General features: G+C 57.8%; 19 protein-coding genes. 6 read left to right on the top strand and 13 right to left on the bottom strand.

Features of this window, described 5'->3' with window-relative positions:
* Positions 1–6: 6 nt before the first annotated feature.
* Genes GS646_RS13660 through GS646_RS13670 form a run of 3 tightly spaced genes read right to left on the bottom strand, consistent with a single transcriptional unit; the run spans position 7 to position 2,404 of the window.
* Positions 7–678: a CPBP family intramembrane glutamic endopeptidase gene (locus GS646_RS13660; RefSeq protein ID WP_371732086.1), complete on the bottom strand. Its 672-nt coding sequence runs from the start codon at positions 676–678 to the stop codon at positions 7–9.
* A complete protein-coding gene (locus tag GS646_RS13665) occupies positions 675–1,322 on the bottom strand; it encodes an aminotransferase class IV family protein (RefSeq protein WP_171186365.1) in 648 nt (215 codons plus the stop codon). Before GS646_RS13665 ends, GS646_RS13660 begins: the two co-directional genes overlap by 4 nt.
* Positions 1,277–2,404 carry an aminodeoxychorismate synthase component I gene (locus GS646_RS13670; RefSeq protein WP_171647787.1) on the bottom strand — a complete coding sequence of 376 codons (1,128 nt, stop codon included), beginning with the start codon at positions 2,402–2,404 and terminating at the stop codon, positions 1,277–1,279. The genes GS646_RS13665 and GS646_RS13670 overlap by 46 nt, the downstream gene beginning before the upstream one ends.
* A 178-nt stretch (positions 2,405–2,582) precedes the next feature.
* Between GS646_RS13670 and carB the strand changes: the two genes are divergently transcribed.
* The gene (gene carB, locus GS646_RS13675; RefSeq protein WP_171647785.1) at positions 2,583–5,927 is read left to right on the top strand and encodes a carbamoyl-phosphate synthase large subunit; all 3,345 of its coding nucleotides are present in this window, start codon (positions 2,583–2,585) and stop codon (positions 5,925–5,927) included.
* 229 nt (positions 5,928–6,156) lie between these two features.
* Here the strand turns inward: carB and GS646_RS13680 are convergent, their stop codons facing one another.
* The 3 genes from GS646_RS13680 to GS646_RS13690 are packed head-to-tail and all read right to left on the bottom strand — an operon-like array spanning position 6,157 to position 10,711.
* A complete protein-coding gene (locus GS646_RS13680; protein WP_171647783.1) occupies positions 6,157–9,198 on the bottom strand; it encodes an efflux RND transporter permease subunit in 3,042 nt (1,013 codons plus the stop codon).
* 11 nt (positions 9,199–9,209) lie between these two features.
* Positions 9,210–10,247: an efflux RND transporter periplasmic adaptor subunit gene (locus GS646_RS13685; protein ID WP_171091644.1), complete on the bottom strand. Its 1,038-nt coding sequence runs from the start codon at positions 10,245–10,247 to the stop codon at positions 9,210–9,212.
* On the bottom strand, positions 10,244–10,711 hold the full coding sequence (locus GS646_RS13690) for a MarR family winged helix-turn-helix transcriptional regulator (RefSeq protein ID WP_171647781.1): 468 nt from the start codon (positions 10,709–10,711) through the stop codon (positions 10,244–10,246). Before GS646_RS13690 ends, GS646_RS13685 begins: the two co-directional genes overlap by 4 nt.
* 159 nt (positions 10,712–10,870) lie before the next feature.
* Between GS646_RS13690 and GS646_RS13695 the strand changes: the two genes are divergently transcribed.
* Positions 10,871–11,995: a beta-ketoacyl-ACP synthase III gene (locus GS646_RS13695; RefSeq protein WP_171647869.1), complete on the top strand. Its 1,125-nt coding sequence runs from the start codon at positions 10,871–10,873 to the stop codon at positions 11,993–11,995.
* A 7-nt stretch (positions 11,996–12,002) separates the two neighbouring features.
* On the opposite strand, the gene GS646_RS13700 is transcribed toward GS646_RS13695, so the two are convergent.
* The gene (locus tag GS646_RS13700; RefSeq protein WP_171647779.1) at positions 12,003–13,805 is read right to left on the bottom strand and encodes a hypothetical protein; all 1,803 of its coding nucleotides are present in this window, start codon (positions 13,803–13,805) and stop codon (positions 12,003–12,005) included.
* A 178-nt stretch (positions 13,806–13,983) separates the two neighbouring features.
* Positions 13,984–14,445, bottom strand: a complete 462-nt coding sequence (locus GS646_RS13705) for a hypothetical protein (RefSeq protein ID WP_171091651.1) — start codon at positions 14,443–14,445, stop codon at positions 13,984–13,986.
* 354 nt (positions 14,446–14,799) lie between these two features.
* Between GS646_RS13705 and GS646_RS13710 the strand changes: the two genes are divergently transcribed.
* The gene (locus GS646_RS13710; protein ID WP_171186377.1) at positions 14,800–15,378 is read left to right on the top strand and encodes a thymidine kinase; all 579 of its coding nucleotides are present in this window, start codon (positions 14,800–14,802) and stop codon (positions 15,376–15,378) included.
* Here GS646_RS13710 and GS646_RS13715 read toward each other — a convergent pair.
* The 5 genes from GS646_RS13715 to GS646_RS13735 all read right to left on the bottom strand — a co-directional run bounded on the left by GS646_RS13715 (position 15,375) and on the right by GS646_RS13735 (position 18,580).
* Positions 15,375–16,325 carry a D-glycerate dehydrogenase gene (locus tag GS646_RS13715; RefSeq protein WP_171186379.1) on the bottom strand — a complete coding sequence of 317 codons (951 nt, stop codon included), beginning with the start codon at positions 16,323–16,325 and terminating at the stop codon, positions 15,375–15,377. The two genes, GS646_RS13710 and GS646_RS13715, sit on opposite strands and share 4 nt — an antisense overlap.
* Positions 16,325–16,663 carry a tRNA-binding protein gene (locus GS646_RS13720; RefSeq protein WP_171186381.1) on the bottom strand — a complete coding sequence of 113 codons (339 nt, stop codon included), beginning with the start codon at positions 16,661–16,663 and terminating at the stop codon, positions 16,325–16,327. The genes GS646_RS13715 and GS646_RS13720 overlap by 1 nt, the downstream gene beginning before the upstream one ends.
* Entirely contained in the window at positions 16,656–17,471 is an 816-nt protein-coding gene (gene proC / locus GS646_RS13725; protein ID WP_171186384.1) for a pyrroline-5-carboxylate reductase, read from the bottom strand. The genes GS646_RS13720 and proC overlap by 8 nt, the downstream gene beginning before the upstream one ends.
* Positions 17,472–17,510: 39 nt before the next feature.
* A complete protein-coding gene (locus GS646_RS13730; protein WP_171091662.1) occupies positions 17,511–18,011 on the bottom strand; it encodes a YbjN domain-containing protein in 501 nt (166 codons plus the stop codon).
* 320 nt (positions 18,012–18,331) lie between these two features.
* The gene (locus GS646_RS13735) at positions 18,332–18,580 is read right to left on the bottom strand and encodes an accessory factor UbiK family protein (protein ID WP_050604795.1); all 249 of its coding nucleotides are present in this window, start codon (positions 18,578–18,580) and stop codon (positions 18,332–18,334) included.
* A gap of 97 nt (positions 18,581–18,677) precedes the next feature.
* Between GS646_RS13735 and lgt the strand changes: the two genes are divergently transcribed.
* From lgt to pgeF, 3 genes are read left to right on the top strand one after another with little or no spacing between them, the layout of a single operon-like run.
* Positions 18,678–19,565 carry a prolipoprotein diacylglyceryl transferase gene (lgt, locus tag GS646_RS13740; protein WP_171186386.1) on the top strand — a complete coding sequence of 296 codons (888 nt, stop codon included), beginning with the start codon at positions 18,678–18,680 and terminating at the stop codon, positions 19,563–19,565.
* On the top strand, positions 19,562–20,629 hold the full coding sequence (locus GS646_RS13745; RefSeq protein ID WP_171647777.1) for a class I SAM-dependent methyltransferase: 1,068 nt from the start codon (positions 19,562–19,564) through the stop codon (positions 20,627–20,629). Before lgt ends, GS646_RS13745 begins: the two co-directional genes overlap by 4 nt.
* Complete coding sequence (gene pgeF / locus GS646_RS13750; protein WP_171186389.1) at positions 20,626–21,384, top strand: peptidoglycan editing factor PgeF; 759 nt, start codon at positions 20,626–20,628, stop codon at positions 21,382–21,384. Before GS646_RS13745 ends, pgeF begins: the two co-directional genes overlap by 4 nt.
* Positions 21,385–21,440 lie beyond the last annotated feature (56 nt).

Genomic DNA, 21,440 nt, shown 5'->3' on the forward strand with positions numbered 1-21,440 from the left:
GCCCCGTCAAAACGGCCTTTGCACGTTGCCCGAGTAGAAATAGACACCCAGCCCCACTGCAAAGATGATATTGCCCGCGATTGCGTGCAACAGCACTGCAAAAAAGAACGACCCGCGCCGCCGGTACGCCCACGTGAACAGCAGCCCGCCCGCAAAGGTCATCACGGCGACGATCCAGCTCCAGTACATCAGATGCGCGAACGAGAATATGGCCGCATTCAGCAAATAGGCCGCGCGTCCGTCTGGCAGGATCGCGTGATAGCGGCGGAAAAACAAAGGACGGAACAGCAGCTCTTGCGGCAGGGCTGACAAAAGCGGATAGCCAATCCAGATAAAGACCAGCATCTCGGGTCGGTGAACAGCCAGGAAAAACGCCGCATCCGGGCGCGTGATCTGGATCAGGCCGGTACAGAAGACGGCCATAACAACCGTGAACAGCAGTACTTCTCGAAAGGACCAGTTGGCCCACTCATACCGCAGTTCGGACCATTGAAAGCCCGGTGTCTGATGCAGCAAAACAATGCCAAGCCCGGTCAACGCGAACAGCGCCGGAAACATCCAGTTAGGCGGAAAGAGTACAGCAATCAGCAGTGGCAGTCCGATATAGAACAGCCCAAACTCCAGCCGCAGCCGCAACAGCGCCACAGGCGGGCCGATCAAAGTGCTTTCTTTGGTCACGTATCTATCAGCTCCACCCGGATCAACCCGCGCAATGAATTGCCCATATACACAGTCCGCGCGTTCTGTAGATCGGTCAAGGTCAGCACGGCCTCGGTCACTGTTTCTTTATCCAGCAGCTCTTCACGCAAAATACCCGGCAACAACCCGCAGGACAGCGCAGGTGTCAGAAACCGACCATCGGTCATTTCAGCAAACAGGTTGGTGATGGTGCCTTCGCACAGCTCGCCAAGTTCGTTTTGGAACAACAGCTCGTCTGTGTTTTCCGGAAGCGAGGCACGTGCCTTGTCATACAGCGCACGGTGGGTGGTCTTGTGCCGCAACCACAGGTCATTCGATGCCAGACATTCTTTGGACACGGCCACGCGCCAAATCGGCGGGTTTTCAGCCAAGTCGCCAGTCGTCAGTTCGAATGCGCCGCTCGAACCCAGCGTCAGTCGGCAGCGTAGTGGCGCATCCCCTTCGGCAGCAGCCAAGGTCTCACTTGCGGCATCCAAGTTGAACGGAAGATCGAAAACCCGTGCCGTGCGGGCCATACGCGCCAGATGGCGGTCCTGCCGCACAAACCCCTGATCCGGCCGGAAAGCCAGTGTTTCGATTACGCGGAAATCAGGCTCATTTGACGGGCAAAGCGGGCTTTCCATAGCGCCTCCTCGTATTCTGAAGGGGCGGTGCTGTCCCAAACGAGACCACCACCCACATTCAGCGTGGCGTGATCATCCTCTCGCATCAGGGTACGAATGGCCACATTGAACTCGGACCGGCCATCCGGCGCGGCCCACCCGATAGTCCCACAATAGATGTCACGCGGCCAGGGTTCCAGGTCGGCCAGAATTTCCATCGCGCGAATCTTGGGTGCGCCTGTGATCGAACCGCATGGAAACAGCGCTGTCAGAATCTCACCCAGCCCTACATATTTGTGCAACCGAGCACGCACCAGCGAAACCATCTGGTGCACAGTGGCGTAGGTCTCGACCTTGAACAGCTCGGGCACGTGAACAGATCCGGGCAAAGCCACACGGCTGATATCGTTGCGCAACAGATCAACGATCATCAGGTTCTCGGCGCGATTCTTTTCGTCCGTGGTCAGAAAGGCCCGGCGCTGCGCGTCTTCTTCCGGGTCGTCGCTGCGCGGTTGGGTGCCCTTCATTGGGCGGGTTTCGATCTTGCCCGCCTCATCTGTGCGAAAGAACAGTTCGGGCGACCGGCTAAGCAAATCGGGCAATCCGTCCTGTTGCACTAACGCTCCGTGGCCAACCGGTTGCCCTGCAGCAAGCGCTGCATACAGCGTTTCACTGTCGCCCGAGACCGTCAGATCGATCGGAAAGGTCAAGTTGGCTTGGTAAATGTCGCCAGCACCGATAGCATCGTGTACGGCCTGAAACGCCTGCGTATAACGTGCCTCGTCCCAACGGGGTTCAAAAGTGTTGACCTCTCCTGCTGCTGCTGGCAGGGCAACACGATCCGGCGCGTCGTATACCCCAAAACACAACAAGGGCAGACGGCGATCCTTGGGCAACAGGTTCAGCAACCGGGGTTCCAGCGCATAACCAAGCTCGTAACTCGCATACCCCGCCACCCAGGAACCACCTGCGCGCACGTCATCAAGCGCCGCCAAAGCCTGGGGCACCTCTTCCGCAACATCCGCGCGGATGATTTGAGACGGACGCTCGAACCGGGTTCCACGCCCGGCCGGTCCTTGATCGAAACGAATACGCAATTGCATCCTCATTTGCCGTGTCGGGCGATATAGAGAATACTCTGCCAAGGGAAAGGGGGGAAAGCGGCAATTTCGCTTCTGTTTCCGATACCCCTTGAACCTTTTCGCGCGGTCCCTATAACGCACGACAATTTGGGCGCTTGGGCGGTGCCCGCGACTCATGCAAAATCGAAGGGGCCAGACCATGCCGAAGAGAACCGACATTCAGTCGATCATGATCATCGGGGCGGGTCCCATTGTTATCGGACAGGCTTGCGAATTCGACTATTCCGGTGCTCAAGCCTGTAAGGCGCTGCGCGAGGAAGGCTACCGGGTCATTCTGGTGAACTCGAACCCCGCCACGATCATGACGGATCCCGGTCTCGCGGATGCCACTTATATCGAGCCGATCACACCCGAAGTTGTCGCCAAGATCATCGAGAAAGAACGCCCCGACGCCCTGCTCCCCACAATGGGCGGCCAAACCGGCCTGAACACGTCGCTCGCACTGGAAGAGATGGGTGTGCTGGACAAGTTTGGTGTCGAGATGATCGGCGCTAAGCGCGACGCCATCGAAATGGCCGAAGACCGCGCCCTGTTCCGTGAGGCGATGGACCGGCTGGGACTGGAAAACCCCAAGGCGACCATCGTGACCGCGCCCAAACGTGAAGACGGTTCCACTGATCTGGATGCTGGCGTGCAGATGGCGCTGGACGAACTGGAAGAGATTGGCCTGCCCGCCATCATCCGCCCCGCCTTTACCTTGGGTGGCACCGGCGGTGGCGTGGCGTATAACCGCGAAGATTACATCCACTTCTGTCGTTCGGGCATGGATGCCTCGCCCGTCAACCAGATCCTTGTCGATGAAAGCCTTCTGGGCTGGAAAGAGTATGAGATGGAGGTGGTCCGCGACACTGCTGACAACGCCATCATCGTTTGTTCCATCGAAAACGTTGATCCGATGGGCGTGCATACGGGTGACTCGATCACCGTGGCCCCTGCCCTGACGCTGACCGACAAAGAATACCAGATCATGCGCAACGGCTCGATCGCCGTTCTGCGCGAGATTGGGGTCGAGACCGGTGGCTCGAACGTGCAGTGGGCGATCAACCCAGATGACGGCCGTATGGTCGTGATCGAGATGAACCCGCGCGTGTCGCGGTCTTCGGCATTGGCTTCCAAAGCAACCGGTTTCCCGATTGCGAAGATCGCCGCAAAGTTGGCGGTAGGCTATACGCTGGACGAGTTGGACAACGACATCACCAAGGTCACTCCCGCGTCGTTTGAACCGACCATCGACTATGTCGTCACCAAGATCCCGAAATTCGCGTTCGAGAAATTCCCCGGCTCTGAGCCCTACCTGACCACCGCGATGAAATCGGTGGGCGAAGCCATGTCTATTGGCCGCACCATCCACGAATCGATGCAGAAAGCGCTGGCTTCGATGGAGTCGGGTCTGACAGGCTTTGATGAGATCGAAGTCCCCGGCCTGAACGTGGGCGTGTGGGACGAAGCCGACGACAAGGCTGCCGTGATCAAGGCGATCAGCCAACAGACACCTGACCGCCTGCGCACCATCGCGCAAGCGATGCGTCATGGTCTGACCGATGACGAGATCTTTGGCGTCACCAAGTTCGACCCGTGGTTTCTGGCCCGCATCCGCGAGATCATCGAGGCCGAGCGTCAGGTTCGCAAGGACGGCCTGCCGATGACCGAAGACGGTATCCGCAAGCTGAAAATGCTGGGCTTCACCGATGCTCGTTTGGGCAACCTGACCGGCCGTGAAGAAGACAACGTCCGCCGCGCCCGCCGCAATCTGGGCGTTTCAGCCGTGTTCAAACGCATCGACACTTGTGCCGCCGAATTCGAGGCGCAGACACCCTATATGTACTCGACCTATGAGGCCCCGATGATGGGTGAAGTTGAGTGCGAAGCCCGCCCGTCAGACCGAAAAAAGGTCGTCATTCTTGGCGGCGGCCCGAACCGGATCGGTCAGGGCATCGAGTTCGATTACTGCTGCTGCCACGCCTGTTTCGCGTTGACTGAAGCTGGGTATGAAACCATCATGGTCAACTGCAACCCCGAGACGGTCTCGACAGACTATGACACCTCGGATCGTCTGTATTTCGAGCCTCTGACGTTTGAGCACGTCATGGAAATCCTGACGAAAGAGCAGGAAAACGGCACGCTTCACGGCGTCATCGTTCAGTTCGGCGGCCAAACACCACTGAAACTTGCCAACGCGCTTGAGGCCGAAGGCATTCCGATCCTCGGAACCACCCCGGACGCCATAGACCTGGCCGAAGACCGCGAACGGTTCCAGGCGCTGGTCAACGAACTGGGCCTGAAGCAGCCCAAGAACGGCATCGCGTCTACCGACGAACAGGCGCTTGAGATCGCTGAAGAAATCGGCTTCCCGCTGGTCATTCGCCCCTCTTACGTGCTGGGCGGCCGCGCAATGGAAATCGTGCGCGATATGGATCAGCTGCGGCGCTATATCAACGAGGCCGTTGTGGTTTCGGGCGACAGCCCCGTCCTGCTCGACAGCTATCTGGCCGGTGCCGTGGAACTGGACGTCGACGCGCTGTGCGATGGAACTGACGTCCACGTCGCGGGCATCATGCAGCATATCGAAGAGGCTGGCGTTCACTCGGGCGACTCGGCCTGCTCGCTGCCGCCCTATTCGCTGTCCGCAGAGATTATCGACCAGATCAAGGATCAGGCGTTCAAGCTGGCCAAAGCGTTGAACGTTGTTGGCCTGATGAACGTGCAGTTCGCGATCAAGGAAGATGAGATCTATCTGATCGAAGTGAACCCGCGCGCCTCACGCACCGTGCCATTCGTGGCCAAGGCGACCGACAGCGCGATTGCCTCGATCGCCGCGCGGGTGATGGCGGGCGAGAAACTGTCGAACTTCCCGATGCGCCCTGCCTACAAGGAAGGACAGGACACCAAGATCGCGGACCAGATGACATTGGCCGACCCGGATATGCCGTGGTTCTCGGTGAAAGAGGCTGTGATGCCCTTCGCTCGTTTCCCTGGCGTTGACACCATTTTGGGCCCGGAAATGCGTTCGACCGGTGAAGTCATGGGCTGGGACCGCGACTTCCCGCGCGCCTTCCTGAAGGCGCAGATGGGCGCGGGGATGGTGCTGCCGTCCTCGGGGCGGGCGTTCATTTCCATCAAGGATGCCGACAAAGGGAACGCAATGCTGGAAGCGGCGCAGGTTCTTGTGGACCAGGGCTTTACGCTTGTGGCGACCCGCGGCACACAAAGCTGGCTGGACGAACAAGGCGTTGCCTGTGAGGTTGTGAACAAGGTCTACGAAGGCCGCCCGGATGTGGTGGACATGCTGAAAGACGGTCAGGTGCAGTTGGTGATGAACACTACCGAAGGCGCGCAGGCGGTCGAAGACAGCAAGGCCATCCGCTCAATCGCGCTGTATGACAAAATCCCCTACTTCACCACCGCCGCCGGAGCCAACGCCGCCGCGCTAGCGATCAAGGCGCAGGCCGAAGGGGATGTAGAGGTGAAGTCGCTGCAGGGGTGATCCACGTCGCCTGAGCTACAATCGGCTCATTCAAGATCCTAAAGATACGCGCCCGTTGACCAAAAATCAGCGGGCGCGCATTTTTTGCAGAACTCAGGAGTACGAATAATGCGCACAATTCTGGTTCTCGCTGCACTCACAATTCTGGCCGCCTGTGATGTGCCGTTTGTTCCATTAATTTGATGCAACCGGGTCTGGGAGTTCAGCCGGACCCGGTTGCACCTTGACTTCAAGCTGCTTGCGCCTCGCGTCTTTCATCCCGCTTGAAAAACAGCAGGTAGAAGACGGGTGCTGCGACCATTGTCAGAATGGTGGCAAAGGCCAGCCCGCCCATGATCGTCACGGCCATCGAGACAAAGAATGCGTCTGTCAGCAATGGTGCCATACCCAGAATGGTCGTGATTGCCGCCAGCATCACAGGACGCAAACGAGAGACCGAAGCTTCGACAATAGACTCACGCAGAGGTTTGCCTGCGGCGCGGACAAGGTCGATCTCTTCGACCAGAACGATGCCGTTTTTGATCAACATACCTGACAGGCTGAGTAGACCCAGCAGCGCAGTAAACGTGAACGGCAGCCCTGTTCCCAGCAGGCCGATGACCACGCCGTTCACTGACATCGGCACCAGCAGCCAGATGATGATCGGCTGACGGATCGCATTGAACAGCAGGACCGAGATCAGCACCATGATCAGCAGGCTCAGCGGCAATTGCTTGCCCAAGCTTTCCTGCGCATCGCGCGAGTCTTCGAACTCTCCACCCCATTCCATCTTGTAGCCCGGGGGCAGTTCGATGGCTTCGATGGCGTCGCGGACTTCGGCATGGACCTGAGCCGCCGTCAGATCGGGCGGAATGTCTGCTCCGACGGTGATCGTCAGAACACGGTCGCGGCGGTGAACAAGTGTGTTGAGCGACTTGTACTCGAACCCATCAACCATCTGTTCGATTGGGACAAACCGCTCGGTCTGATCCGAATAAACCACCTGATCGACAATCGAATAATCGCCATCGGCCGGGCGGCGCAGAATGATCGGGATCTGACGATCACGTTCACGCAGCACGCCACCGGTGATGCCGTCGGTCGAGAATTGCAGTGTCGCGGCGATGTCTTCACGCGTGACGCCGGCAGTTTGCGCACGTTCGGTGGCATAGATCGGTTGTACGGCCAGCTCCTGTTCACGCCAGTCGTGATGGACAAGCAGCGCGTTCGGCGATGCTGCAGCCATACGCTGCACCGCCTCGTCCGCAAGCTGACGCAACACAACCGGATCACTCCCCGAGAACCGAGCCTGGATCGGATCACCGCCGCCAGGACCAAAGATCAGACGTTTGGTTCCAAACTCACCTTCGGGAAACTGAACAGATCCGAACGCCTCAAGATCCGCCTGCAAAGCCGGTATGTCTTCAAGGCTTTCGGTGCGGATAATCATGTGTCCGTAGCTTGGGTTCGGCTTTTCTGCCGAATAGGTCAGCATGAATCGCGTTGCACCCTGCCCCACGAAAGTTGTTACGGACACCACATCATCGCGTTCGGCCAGCCAGTCCTCGAACACCGCCATGTCCTGCGCCGTACGTGCAATCGGCGTGCCTTGCGGCAGTTTGTAATGCACAAAGAACAAAGGCGTGTTCGAATTGGGGAAGAACTGCTGCTTCATAAGTCCAAACCCGGCGTAGCACGCAACAGTCACGGCAATCAGGCCCGCAACGACCAGCCACCGGAACCGCAGTGCAAAATGCAAGATCGCGCCATAGATGCGGAACAGTATGCCTCCGTAAGCGTCGATCTCACCTTCTTTGCCTTGCTTGAAGAAGTAGTGGCCAAGCAACGGCGTGACGGTGATGGCCAACACCCAGCTCAGCAGCAAAGAAATACCGATCACCGCGAACAGCGAGAACAGGAACTCACCTGTTGCATCAGGGCTGAGACCGATGCCTGCAAAAGCCATGATACCGATTACGGTGGCCCCCAGCAGCGGGATTTGAGTTTTCGAAGCCACATCTTCGGCGGCATCGCGCGAGGACTTGCCGCGCAACATCGCGATCTGCATCCCCTCGGCTACCACGATAGCGTTGTCCACCAACATCCCCATGGCAATAATCAGGGCCCCAAGCGAAATTCGCTCCATCTCGATCGAGAATAACGACATGAACAGGAGCGTACCAACCACGGTAAGCAGCAGGGTCGAACCAACTACGATGGCGGCTCGCCACCCCATGAAAATACCCAAAACAGCAACCACAATGGCCACGGACATGGCAAGATTTACAAGAAAGTCGTTCGAAGCCTTCTCGACCACCACGTGCTGCTGATAGATCGGCAAGATATCGACGCCAAAGGGAATGGCCGTGTTCAGGTCTTCGAATTTGGCATCAACCCGTTTGCCCACTTCAACGATATTTTCCGTGGACAGCCCGGCTATGCCGAGTGTGAAGGCTTCGGTCCCATTGTATCTTATCATGATGTCGGGGTCGTTCTGGCGGGCACGATAGACGTTGGACATGTCGAACAGGTTGATCACCTGCCCCTGCGAGCCAACCGAAAGACCTGCGATGGCTGATACGCTGTCCGAGCCTTCTGCGGTCAGTATGGTTGTCCTGTCGCTGTCCGAACGCAATGAACCCGAGGAATTCACCGAATCCGCATTGGCGATGGCTTCGTTGATCGCCTGAAGCGGAACGTTCTGGTTGACCGAGATCGCCAAATCCGGTTCGACAAAGATGGCCTCGTTCGGCAGACCCTGCACCTCAACGTCCGCCACACCGTTTACGGCCAACAGCTCGCGCCGAAGGAATGTTGCCAGCTCATGTTTTTCAGCGTCGGAAAACCCTTCGGCAGTGACGGCGTAGAACAGGCCAAACACGTCGCCGAAACCATCATTTACGTAAGGTTGGCCAACACCGGAAGGCAGCCCACGCGCGGCATCGCGCACCTTGGCCCTGAGCCGGGTCCAGATGTCGGGCAATTCGCTTCCATCGTAAGTTGATTTGATCTCAACCTCGATCAGAGACTGTCCGGGCTGGTTGACCGAGGTGATAACGTCAACTTCACCCATCTGCTGAATGGCAGATTCAAGCGGCTCGGATACCTCAAGCGCCACCTGCTCCGCCGTAGCGCCAGGGTATTGTGTTACGATAACCGCGTTTTTGATTGTGAAGGCCGGGTCTTCCAACCGGCCCAAGGACAGGAAACCCCAGATGCCGCCAAACAGGGCAATGAGGATGATCAGCCAAGTATACAGAGGCCGATCAATTGAGCCACGAGCGATGTTCATCCGTCAGCCCCTTAATTCGCAAAACCTGTAAACCGGCGCACCGCTTGGCCGTCGGTCAACACAGCACCTCCGGCGACGACAACTTCGTCACCATCAGAAAGTCCAGTTAGAACCCGTATATCGCCGGTTTGCGTGGGTTCGATGGTCACAGGTACACGGCGAACGGAGCCTTCATCAGCGCCGGTCGGCGAGAACACCATGACGCTCAGCTCACCGGTGGCATCAACGACAATAGCCGTTGCCGGGACGACAATACCTTTACGTTCGTCCTTTACATGAACGTTTACGGTGACCGACGAGCCAGGGAGGATCTGCAGGCCCTCGGGTGGTGTCAGGCCGAACTGGATGCGGAAAGTCTGTCCGACGCTCGAGGTTTCCGCGTCGAATTCGCGAATCTCCAGCGGGAAGACCTCTTCACTAACCGGGAACTTTGCGGTGATCGCGATGTCTTCGTTCTGGTTCGAGCGTTGGAACAAGATTTCTGGAACGTCTACCTCGATACGCAATTCGGACATGTCGTGAATGCGAACGATGGGGGAACCCGACGAGACGGTGGTGAAGGCCTCGACCGCACGGCTGGAGACCAGCGCATCAAAAGGTGCGGTCAGTGTCGCATGTTCCAGATCATATTCCGCATCGCGCAGGGCAATCGCAGCCAATTGCGCCTCGGTCTCAGCATCATCGACGGCCACCTGGCTAGCCGCTGTACCCCGCAGACGTGAGAGGCGCGCAACGGTGCGATCTGCCTGTTCCTTTTGTAACCGCGCCCGATTCAGACGCAGTTCAAACGGTTCCTGATCCAAACGTGCGATCAGGCCGTCTTTCGGGATCACAAACCCTTCGTTGACAGGCATCTCGACGATCTGGCCTGCAACCTGAAAAGCCAGATCGACGGTTTGACGTGCGGCGACGCGACCAAAGAACTGGCGGGTAAAGCCCGGCGCCGTTTCGTGCACCTGCATAAGCTTTACTGGTTTCGGAGTGTCTTGCGCGGCAATGGGGCTTGCCAGAACGGCCAGAGCAAGGCCGATAGAGGTCAGGAGTTTCATTTCTTCAATCCCTCGGGTATTCCCGTTTTCAAAACGTTGTCACGGATTTTGCGCGCCAGGCGCGCGAATTCGGCAGTTTCTTCTTTGTTCAGACCAGAGGCTCTGTGGAAAAGTCCTCCGGCCTCATTGACCAGCATGTTGCGTGCCTCTTCACCTTTTTCGGTCAGCACCAAAAGCCAGGCCCGGCGGTCTTCGGGGTCGCGTTCGCGGGTCAGATAGCCAGCCTTTTCCAAAGCGTCGGCTGTGGCAGTGATTGTGGACGGGACGCTCAGCATATCGGCGGCCAGCACCCCCATGCGTTTCGGCTGATCCAGTTTGATCAACATGTGGCATTCTGGATGGGTCAGATCTGTTTCGATACAGTCAAAGGTTTCTTCAAGCTTCCAGTATAGGGCATACACCCCCATGATCGCCTGAATCTCGGGGCTGAGGCGATTTAGCCGGACGCTGGTGTCATCTTGCATAAGTAGTCTCCGCGCGAGTCTGGGGGCCATATACTTCGAATTCTGAACTATTCAAGATATGAAGTTAGACTTGTGAACACATTCCCTTAAGTCAACATACCTTGATCAAATCACACCATGACTGCATTTTGGGCAGATCCGAAACATTCAGGGCTCGCCATGTATACCCCCGCCATCACCGGTACCGGTGTCTTTACGCCTCAGAACGTCATCACCAATGCCGAACTGGTCCAAGCGTTCAACGCCTATGCCGACAAACAAAACGAAAAGAACGCCGAGGCCATCGCGTCCGGTCAGATCGAGCCGATGCAGCATTCCTCGGAAGAGTTCATCGTCAAGGCATCGGGGATCGAGAATCGTTTTGTGATGGACAAGGCTGGTGTGCTGGACCCCGACGTCATGCATCCAGCCCTGCGCCAACGTAGCGATGAAGAACCCGGGATTATGACCGAGATGGCGGTTGATGCCTGCAAGAAAGCGCTGGCACAAGCCGGGCGTACGGCCGCGGATGTCGACCTGGTGATTTGCGCCGCCTCAAACCACGAGCGTGCCTATCCAGCGATAGCAATCGAAATACAGCAGGAACTCGGCATCGATGGTTTCGGCTTTGACATGAATGTCGCCTGTTCTTCGGCAACGTTCGGCATACAGGCAGCGGCGGACATGGTGCGGTCCGGATCGGTACGCGCAGCGCTGGTGGTCAATCCCGAAATCTGTTCGGGCCATCTGGAGTGGCGGGACAGAGACTGTCACTTCATCTTTGGCGACGTGGCGACGGCGACCCTGATCGAACGGATCGAAGAAGCCAAAGGCCCGCATTTCGAAATCCTGTCAACGCGCTGCGCGACTACGTTTTCGAACAATATCCGCAACAACAACGGATTCCTGCGCCGCTCGCGTCCGGATGGGATGATTGATCGACGCGACATGCAATTCATGCAAAACGGTCGAAAAGTGTTCAAGGAAGTGCTGCCGATGGTCAGCAAACACATCAGTGATCACATGGAAGCCGAAGGGGTCGGGAACACCGACCTGAAACGCCTTTGGTTGCATCAGGCTAACAAAACCATGAACGATTTCATCGGTAAAAAGGTTCTGGGCCGCACGCCAGAGGCGGATGAACAACCCAACATCCTTCAGGATTATGCCAACACCTCATCCGCTGGGTCGATTATCGCATTTTCGAAGTATTCGGATGACCTGCAAGAGGGCGATCTGGGTTTGATCTGTTCTTTCGGGGCCGGGTATTCGGTGGGCTCAGTGATCGTAAAGCGCCACGCCTGAACAACGCCTAATTTTCGGCCGTCACCTTGAAAATCTGGAACGCAGCGCCGGGTGCGCCCTGAATACTGCTGAGGTAATCAGGCACCTCGCCTTCGACCAGCCGAGTTTGTAGGCCATGCCCTTCCGACGCCCATGCCCAGAATTCAGCCCTTGGCGCTGACGTGCAGAGCATAACGTAGTCGACACCCAGCTCAGCCAAGCGCGGCGCGGCTTGCGAGGCTTCGACCCGGAACAGGTCAATTTGCGCCAGAATTCCGGCCTGATTCCGATGGTAGTTTCCGCCCAGAACCGAATGGTCCGTAAATCGCAACACATGCGCGGCGAAGTCGAAATCAACCAGAATCATGCCGCTGGGCAGACTTTGCAAAGCCGCGTAAGCGTGCTGTGTACGGCAAGATGCCCCTGATTCTGACGCATCCTGTCCAACAGCGGCAGCCGAAGCGGTGAACGAGGGTTGAGAAAGCGCGCCGATCTGTTTTTCCAAACTAATGCCCACTTTGGGCGAGGCGCTGATTACAAACGCCACCATCGCCAGACCGGCAGCCATTCGGCGATCCCGCGCGTAAGACACATAAAGCACGCGGAGAATCTGTGCCTGAACCGCAACAAGCGAAACGCTCAGGAAGGTCATCATCCGGGTCTGGTAGAGGAACACGACGAATCCGGCAGCAATCAGGACCAAAAACAAGGTGTAGTCCAATCTGGCCTGCGATCTTGCGGCGAAGGCAAGTGCCGCGCCCATCGAAAGAATGGACATGGCGATCAAAGCCACGGCTTCACCTCTGTGTCGCTCGAGCACGACCGAGATATTCTGAGCCTCAGCCACCTGGCTCAACCAGTAATCCCGCATATCCTGGGGCAGAGCGTCAATTGGATTGCTGAGACAATGGGGGGCAAACGCAAACGCAACGGCAAGTGTCACCACAGCAAGCGCCATGCAGGCCCCGAACCGACCCGGAACCGACCAGCCAGAGCCGATCCAAGCTGCAGCCAATAGCCCAAGCGCGGCAACACTTGCGGGCAGGGCCACGCTCAGGGTCAGTGCGTCACAGCTCGGGTAGAAAAACCCTTCTCGACCGGTTGTGACAAAGCTGGTCAGCGCAAGTGTCGCTGTCAACGCAGTCGCGAAGGTCATTGTGCGCTTACGGGAAGAGGCACCATTGGCAATCCAGTCGATGGCGCAGAAAACAGCGACAAGGGCGACCTGAAGGATCGACTCGGTACCGACGGACACTGAAAGCCCCAGGCAAACGCCTAGCAGCCCTGCAGCATAAGACCTGTCTTTTCGCAGAACAAAAAACGCAAGCGCCGCTGCAAAGAGAAGGATCTGAAGGTTGTGATGATCGAACGAGAAATAATCGAACTTGCGAGAGTGTTCGAGTGTCAGAACTCCGATAACCAAAGCCGAGATAGCGCCCTCACGTCCACCCAACACACCGCCTGTTACTGCAAAAGCCCAAAGGGTTAGCGAGGCCAACAGCGCAGGCCAAGCAAAGGCCGTGATCTGAAAGGCGATTTCCGGAGCAATGACCGCGCTCAGCACACTATAGAGCCCGGCAATCGGGGCATCGACCAAACGCGACCAATGCATCAAGGTGCCGTCGTCGGGTCCCAACCGATGCTGATAGGGGTCAAACCAGCCCTGCCCCGCCAAAAGGTCGCGCACACCAACCCAACGCATCACATCGTCAGACCCTTCGTAGTGGCCGCTGAGCGTCATTAGGACCACCAGCATCGCAAAGGCGCACAGGAAAGCCCACCGAACCACCGGGTCGGCGCAACTGCTATAACGCTTTTGCAATGTCTGCATGCTTTTTGATCCTCGACAGCACTGTCTGCGCCAGACTTCTATCGCATGGGCGTGACTGAATTGAGGCACGCTGCACCATGTGGGACCATGTTTTGACCGAAAATCAGTGTCACGCCATGATGCCAAAGCAACCGGCGGTTTTCAGCCAGTGCGCGAGAACTCACCTAAGACGATAGGCTCAGCTGACGCTTTCTTCTTCGAGATGCAGCTTCATCTCGATCAGGACCTGTTGCAACAGACTGGTTTCTTTCAGCAGCCGTTTGGCCTCGTTCACGGTAATTATTCCGTCTTCGATAGCAGCCTGATATTCTGTCATCAGCATCGCAAACCGCTGGCTGAGCGCGATCACATCCGAATTTACACCACCTGTGCGCGGTTCATCCGAGTTGCGATCACCATATGAAAGAGTGATGTTCTTCAGGTCAGCCAAAGCAGATGTCACATGCGGATAAGACGCTGCATTTTCAAGGCGAGCCACTGCATCCACAGGCATGAATCTGTCCGCATGTTCAGCATTGTCGGAGTAATATCGCCCTAATGTGGCCTTCGATTTCCCCGTAATTTCACATGCCGCCTCGATTCCGACGTCCTTGACCAATGCTTCAGTGTGCTTCTTCAGATAGGCCCCGATATCTGCCATTTTTTTACCTTTGTTACCTGCAAACGCCCGCCCGATGTCCAAACGGGGGAAAGCGTCGGGAAATTTCCCATAACTGAGTCATAATTGAAATGTCATACATTGACTATCCCTCAGATAAGCGGGGGATTTTGTGAGTGAGTGGCGGCAGTTCAAGCCGGTAATGAGTGATTGCGAGGTGGTATTGTTTGGCCTCGCTGCGTTTTGGCCACATGTTGGCCGACGGCGTCGCTGTTGCAGATGCGGGGGTTCCATCCCCTAGAGCGTAGCTCGGCCTCTGCAGAAACAACGGCGACGTCGCTCCATCAAATTGATTGCTGTCTTGTTCCTTTCCACCAAGCGATTTAGACCCGCGCCATGGCAAAGCTGTATTTCAACTATTCGACCATGAACGCGGGCAAATCGACCGTGTTGCTGCAAGCCTCGCACAACTATCGCGAGCGCGGGATGCAGACCTATCTGATGACTGCTGCTATTGACGGGCGTGCGGGTGCCGGTCGGATAGCCTCGCGTATCGGCATCTCGGAGCAAGCCGACACCTTCACTCCTGACGACGATGTATTCACTATGATTCAGAATCGCCTGAACGAAGGCGTGGTGGCGTGCGTGTTCATCGACGAGGCCCAGTTCCTGTCCGAAGAACAGGTCTGGCAGTTGGCACGCGCAGTCGATGATCTGAAAGTGCCAGTTTTGGCCTATGGGTTAAGGGTGGATTTTCAGGGAAAACTGTTCCCCGGATCAGCCGCCTTGCTGGCCCTTGCAGACGAGATGCGCGAGGTGCGCACAATCTGCAAATGCGGCCGCAAGGCCACAATGGTGATTCGTCAGGACGAAAACGGGAATGCCATCACCGAGGGTGCTCAGGTACAGATCGGCGGCAACGAGACCTATGTCTCGCTCTGCCGCAAGCACTGGCGTGAGGCGATGGGCGACTAAACCGGATTGGGCAGCGCCCTGCCTGCGACAAAGGCCGCGACGTTGTCCAGCGCCATGTGCCCCATGCTGCTGCGGACTTCTTCGGTGGCCGTACCCAGATGGGGCAGCAAGGTGACGTTTTCCATATCGCAGAGGGCCTGGGGTACTTTGGGTTCAAACTCGTAGACGTCCAGCCCCGCCCCTGCAATCTGACCGGATCGAAGCGCCGAGATCAGGGCCATTTCGTCCACGACCTCGCCCCGCGCAATGTTGACCAGGATGGCCGAAGCGCGCATCGCTTCAAGGACCTGAGAGTTGACCAGATGGCGAGTGTCGGCCCCGCCAGGAACCGCCAGCACAAGGAAGTCGACCGAGGCGGCCAGAGCCTGCAAATCGGGGATGAACTCTGCCGGAAAGTCCAAGTCCTTTGCGCTGCGGGACTGGTATGCCACCCGCATTCCGAACCCGAAATGACAACGCCGGGCAATGGCCTGCCCGATGCGGCCCATCCCAACAATGCCGACGCGCTTGCCGGTAACGTGATGTCCCAGCATCTGCGTCGGGTGCCACCCCTGCCACTGGCCCGATCGGACCAGCCGCTCGCCTTCGCCTGCGCGACGCGCCGTGGTCAGCAGCAGGGTCATAGCGATATCTGCCGTCGCGTCGGTTACAGCGCCAGGCGTGTTCGTCACCTCGACCCCTTTTGCGCGCGCGGCTTCGACGTCGATATGATTGTAGCCAACGCCGAAATTGGCCAACAGCTTGCAGCGCACTGTACCCGCATCTGCAAAAACCTGCGCCGAGAACAAATCGCCCAGTGTTGGCACAACAACGTCGAATTTCGTCAAAGCAGACAGCATCTCCAGCCGCGACAAGGGCAGAGTGTTTTCACGTATCTCTACGTCGAACTCGGTACGGGCGCGGGCCTCGACCGCCGGTGTCATTGGGCGCGTGATCAGCAGTTTCATCAGTGCATCCGTCCACCAGTTGGAACTTTGCCATCCGGTCCGATCAGAACGATCTCGCCGTTTTCATCGGGCAGGCCCAGCACCAGAACTTCGGACATGAACTTGCCGATCTGGCGCGGTGGAAAATTGACAACGGCCATGACCTGCTTGCCCACCAGAGCCGACGGATCGTAATGTGCCGTGATCTGAGCCGAGGTTTTGCGCTCGCCAATTTCGTCACCAAAGTCGATCCACATCTTGATCGCGGGCTTGCGGGCCTCGGGATAGGGTTCGGCGCGGATCACCTCGCCCACACGGATGTCGACCTTGAGAAAGTCGTCGAATGAAATCTCACTCACGTGACAGCTCCTTGGATCGGTCAGTTGCGGCTTTGACGGCACGGTGAAGCAAGTCGGGGAACCCCTGCTCATCATGCATTAAAACTTCAAGCGCGGCCTGCGTGGTACCGTTTGGAGAGGTCACATTGATGCGCAGTTGCGTTGGATCATCCTCAGCCGCCATGGCCAACGCACCGGCCCCCGCGACCGTGGACTTGGCCAGTTTCATCGCCAGTTCTGCAGGCAAACCCTGCGCCTCACCCGCTGCGGCCAGAGTTTCGATCAGGTGGAAAACATAAGCCGGGCCAGAGCCGCTGAGGCCGGTCACGGCGTCCATCTGCGCTTCATTGTCCAGACGAACGGTCTCGCCCACCGCCGACAGCAGGCTTTCAGCCAGTGTCAGATCATCTCCTGAGGCTTGGTTGTTGCCGATCAGTGCCGTGATACCCTGGCGGATCGCTGCAGGCGTGTTGGGCATCGCGCGAATGATCGGAGTGTCGTTGCCCAGAACGGTTTCAAATGTGGCAATCGATGTGCCTGCGGCTACCGAGACAAACAGGCTTTTACCACCGCCCAGCGCCTGAATGGCTGGCAATGCCTCGCCCATCATTTGCGGTTTGACGGCGACAAGTACCACGGCGGGCGCTTCGGGCAGTGGGGTGTTGATGTTGACACCCTGCGCTTTCAACCAGTCTGACGGGTACGGATCGATCACCCAAACGGACGCTGGCGGAAGGCCGTGTTCCAGCCATCCCGCCAGCATTGCGGACCCCATCTTTCCGCACCCCAGAAGCACAAGCCCCTGTTCGGCCACACGCGTCATGTCCATTTGCCCCTCCCGCGTTACATATCGGTTTGGGGCAAAGCTTTACGCCCGGCCGTAGGCCTCTGCAATGGCCACTTGCATGGCTTCTTCTGGCTCTCGATTACCCCAAGTCACCAGTTGGATCGCCGGATAATACCGCTCGGCGCTCATGACAGCGGCGGTGATCATCGTGTTGATCTGATCCGCGCTGGCTGTCTGTCCCCCTGCAAGGACCAGCCCATAGCGGTAGACCATCAGCTTTTGGTTTGCCCAATAGGTAAAGGCGCCTGCCCAGCACTGGTCATTCATCTTGTTGAGCAACTCATAGAGCTGCATTTCACGCTCGGCCGGCGGCTCCATTTCGAACGAGCACACCATGCGCAGCGTTTCGTCATAGTTGGACCAGGCCAGAGTGATCGAATAGGTCCGCCACTGGCCTTCGACGGCCATGGCAATCTGATCGTCCCCAATGCGATCAAAATCCCAGTCGTGATGTTCGGCCAGATGTTCAACAATGTCGATCGGATGAATGTCTTCTTCGAGATACTGCTCGGAAAGGGCCATAATGCCACCTCACTAATCTCTAGCATTTTGGGGCTGGCAGCGCCCCAGCGCTAGTTGCCTGCTCTACAAGCCGGGCTTCCCCCGTGGGCCTGTACTAAATATGGTGCGATGTGGCGTGAGTTCTGGCAACCCTATTTCTTGGGGATAACAGCAATAAGTTGTGGACAGTCGGCAACGGCGATCAAAATATTGGCAGTCGCACCAGCTTTGTCTTGATTAAATTCTGCGACGCGTCAAAATACACATCACCGCACAATCCGGGCTGGATTGCGCGGCTTTAAGCTTTGTCCAAACAACTTGAAAACGGGAAAGCCCGGGCGTTATTTGTCCAGTTTCGCCTCGAGCGCAGCAATGCGGGCTTCGAGCGCTGCATTTTCTTCGCGCGCTTTCTGGGCCATGGCGCGGACAGCGTCGAATTCTTCGCGGGTAACGAAATCGCGGTCGGCCAGCCAGCGGTCGATCATCGACTTCATCGCGTTCTCGGCCTCTTCCCGCGCGCCTTGCGCCACGCCCATGGCGTTGGTCATCAGTTGGGACACGTCGTCCAGGATCTTGTTGCGGGTCTGCATGTGTACACTCCGGTCTCACGGTTTATCTGTATATGGGCAAAGAATGGCGCAGGCTCAAGGTTGACTTGCCCTGCAAACCCCGGGCAATGAGACGCACATGCAGGCTGTTCTGAACTTCCCCGATCTGTCGCCCGAATTGTTCTCGATCTCATTGTTCGGGATGGAGTTCGCGTTAAGGTGGTATGCGCTGGCCTATATTGCCGGAATTCTGATCGCCTGGCGACTTGCCGTTGTGGCGCTGCGGCGTCCTGCCCTATGGCCCGCGGATTCCCCTCCGATGAAACCGGATCAGCTGGAGGATCTGGTCACCTGGATCATTCTGGGCGTGATTCTGGGTGGCAGGCTTGGCTTTGTCCTGTTTTATCAGCCAGCCTATTACTTATCGAACCCGTTAGAGATTCTGAAAGTCTGGCAAGGCGGCATGGCGTTTCATGGCGGCCTGCTGGGCGTTATCCTTGCGTCCTACCTGTTTGCCCGCCGACATCAGATCCCCGCTCTGTCGCTGGGCGATCTGGTCGCCTACACCGTTCCGCCCGGCCTGCTGTTGGGGCGGCTGGCCAACTTCGTCAATGCAGAACTGTGGGGCCGACCAAGTGAGCTACCTTGGGCCGTGATTTTCCCCGGCTTCGCCGCACAGGATTGTCCCGGCGTGGTTGCGGGAATGTGCGCAAGGCACCCGTCACAACTGTATGAAGCCGCGCTTGAGGGCGTGTTGTTGGGCACATTGCTGCTGTGGCTGGTCTATCGCAGAGGGGCCTTTAAAAAACCGGGCATGATCATGGGCCTGTTTCTGGCGGGATATGGCGCGTCGCGTTTTATTGTCGAGTTCTTCCGTCAACCGGATGCTCAGTTCGTGTCACCCGGCAACCCGCTGGGGCTGGCCTGGCATGTGGGCGGTTATGGCCTGACCATGGGTCAAATCCTGTCATTGCCGATGATCGCGATTGGCCTTTGGTTCGCCCTGCGCGCGCGGCGAGCGACATGACCCTGACCGATCATCTGGTCGCCCGCATCCGGCAGGATGGGCCGATGAGCGTTGCAGACTACATGGCCGAATGCCTGTTGCACCCCACGCTGGGCTACTACACAACCCGCGATCCACTCGGGACCAAGGGGGATTTCACCACCGCGCCCGAGATCAGCCAGATGTTTGGAGAACTGATCGGGCTGTCCTTGGCGCAATGCTGGATGGATCAGGGAAAGCCTACGCCGTTTACCTTGTGCGAGCTGGGTCCGGGGCGCGGCACACTTATGGCCGACATTCTACGCGCGACGCGGGGTGTACCCGGGCTCCACGATGCCGCAAGAGTGACACTGGTCGAGGTCTCACCGGTGTTGAAACAGTTGCAGGCCGAGACCCTGAAGGATTACGCGCCGACCTGGATAAACAGCGTCGCAGACCTGCCGGACCAGCCTCTGCTCTTGGTGGCAAACGAATTCTTTGATGCCCTGCCTATTCGTCAGTTTCTGCGTGATGGCGACGGGTGGAGTGAACGCTTGGTGGGTGAGCGGGACGGCGCGCTGCTGTTTGGGCGGGGCCCAATCGGACCACAAGCAGCGCTGAAGGACAGGCTTGCGGACACTAAAGACGGTGATCTGATCGAGCTATGTGCGGCAGCGATTCCTATTCTGACCGTGATTGCTGGCCGGATCGCCAGCCATGGTGGTGCGGCTCTGATCGTCGATTATGGCGACTGGCATTCGCTGGGCGACACGTTGCAGGCCCTTCAAAACCACGAACGCACTGATCCTCTGGCGGCACCGGGTCAGGCCGATCTGACGGCACATGTGGATTTTGAGCCTTTGGCCGCTTCAACCCGCGCCTGTGGGTGTCGCCATACTCGCGTGACACCTCAGGGCGTGTTTCTGGAGCGGCTTGGCATCACGGCGCGCGCGCAGGCATTGTCCAAGGCGCTGAGCGGTTCTGAGCTGGATGTATTGATTGCCGCGCATCGCCGGTTGACGCACCCGGATGAAATGGGAAATCTGTTCAAAGTGATGGGCCTTTTCCCGGCCTATGCCGCCCCACCGCCAGGATTAGAGCCATGACACTGGAAATTCTGACCTCAGACTTGCTGTCGCCATTGCGTCATGGGTTCTTTACCCGTCGCGGCGGGGCTTCGTCCGGCATCTTTGGCGGTTTGAATTGCGGCTATGGCTCGTCCGACCAAACTGAGGTCGTAGCGTTGAACCGCAAGCGGGTGGCGGACGCAATGGAGGTTACACCCGAGGCGATGATCGGTGTGCATCAGGTCCATTCTCCGACAGTTCTGACAGTTGAAGGCCCGGTTCAGGGCGAACGGCCCAAGGCGGATGCCATCGTCACCGCGACCCCTGGCCTCGCGTTGACGATTCTCACTGCGGATTGTCAGCCAGTTCTGTTTGCGGACCCAAATGCTCAGGTAATCGGTGCTGCCCATGCGGGCTGGCGCGGTGCGTTGGACGGTGTGTTAGAAGCCACGCTGGATGCCATGGAAGCGCTTGGTGCCAATCGAAACGACATCCGTGCCGTGATCGGCCCCAGCATTTCGCAACGCGCCTATGAAGTGGGCCCCGAATTTCTGGACGCATTCATCGCCGATTCTCCAGAAAACACGCGGTTCTTTGCAAACGGACAGGATGACCGGCTGCAATTCGACCTGCCTTCTTTTGGCCTGCACAGGCTGCGGCAGGCTGGCGTTGGGCAGTCAGAGTGGACCCGACATTGTACCTATTCCGACCCGGATCGGTTCTATTCCTATCGCCGTGCAACGCACAGGAACGAGGCCGATTACGGCAGGCTGATCTCGGTCATAAGATTGTGATTCAGGTCCAGATTTAGGCACCTCGCCACTTTTCCGCCACATTTTTTGTGTTTACC

This window comes from Ruegeria sp. HKCCD4315 (assembly GCF_013112245.1).
In the GTDB taxonomy this organism is placed as follows: Bacteria; Pseudomonadota; Alphaproteobacteria; order Rhodobacterales; family Rhodobacteraceae; genus Ruegeria.

Bases quoted from the DNA above. Each gene is read 5' to 3' on its own strand.
- lgt (WP_171186386.1), top strand. From the start codon at position 18,678: ATGCAGGCTGTTCTGAACTTCCCCGATCTGTCGCCCGAATTGTTCTCG.
- GS646_RS13665 (WP_171186365.1), bottom strand. From the start codon at position 1,322: ATGGAAAGCCCGCTTTGCCCGTCAAATGAGCCTGATTTCCGCGTAATC.
- GS646_RS13690 (WP_171647781.1), bottom strand. From the start codon at position 10,711: ATGCAAGATGACACCAGCGTCCGGCTAAATCGCCTCAGCCCCGAGATT.
- GS646_RS13700 (WP_171647779.1), bottom strand. From the start codon at position 13,805: ATGCAGACATTGCAAAAGCGTTATAGCAGTTGCGCCGACCCGGTGGTT.
- GS646_RS13715 (WP_171186379.1), bottom strand. From the start codon at position 16,325: ATGAAACTGCTGATCACGCGCCCAATGACACCGGCGGTCGAGGCCCGC.
- GS646_RS13735 (WP_050604795.1), bottom strand. From the start codon at position 18,580: ATGCAGACCCGCAACAAGATCCTGGACGACGTGTCCCAACTGATGACC.
- proC (WP_171186384.1), bottom strand. From the start codon at position 17,471: ATGGACATGACGCGTGTGGCCGAACAGGGGCTTGTGCTTCTGGGGTGC.
- GS646_RS13680 (WP_171647783.1), bottom strand. From the start codon at position 9,198: ATGAACATCGCTCGTGGCTCAATTGATCGGCCTCTGTATACTTGGCTG.
- GS646_RS13730 (WP_171091662.1), bottom strand. From the start codon at position 18,011: ATGGCCCTTTCCGAGCAGTATCTCGAAGAAGACATTCATCCGATCGAC.
- GS646_RS13745 (WP_171647777.1), top strand. From the start codon at position 19,562: ATGACCCTGACCGATCATCTGGTCGCCCGCATCCGGCAGGATGGGCCG.
- pgeF (WP_171186389.1), top strand. From the start codon at position 20,626: ATGACACTGGAAATTCTGACCTCAGACTTGCTGTCGCCATTGCGTCAT.
- GS646_RS13670 (WP_171647787.1), bottom strand. From the start codon at position 2,404: ATGCAATTGCGTATTCGTTTCGATCAAGGACCGGCCGGGCGTGGAACC.
- GS646_RS13705 (WP_171091651.1), bottom strand. From the start codon at position 14,445: ATGGCAGATATCGGGGCCTATCTGAAGAAGCACACTGAAGCATTGGTC.
- GS646_RS13695 (WP_171647869.1), top strand. From the start codon at position 10,871: ATGTATACCCCCGCCATCACCGGTACCGGTGTCTTTACGCCTCAGAAC.
- carB (WP_171647785.1), top strand. From the start codon at position 2,583: ATGCCGAAGAGAACCGACATTCAGTCGATCATGATCATCGGGGCGGGT.
- GS646_RS13685 (WP_171091644.1), bottom strand. From the start codon at position 10,247: ATGAAACTCCTGACCTCTATCGGCCTTGCTCTGGCCGTTCTGGCAAGC.
- GS646_RS13710 (WP_171186377.1), top strand. From the start codon at position 14,800: ATGGCAAAGCTGTATTTCAACTATTCGACCATGAACGCGGGCAAATCG.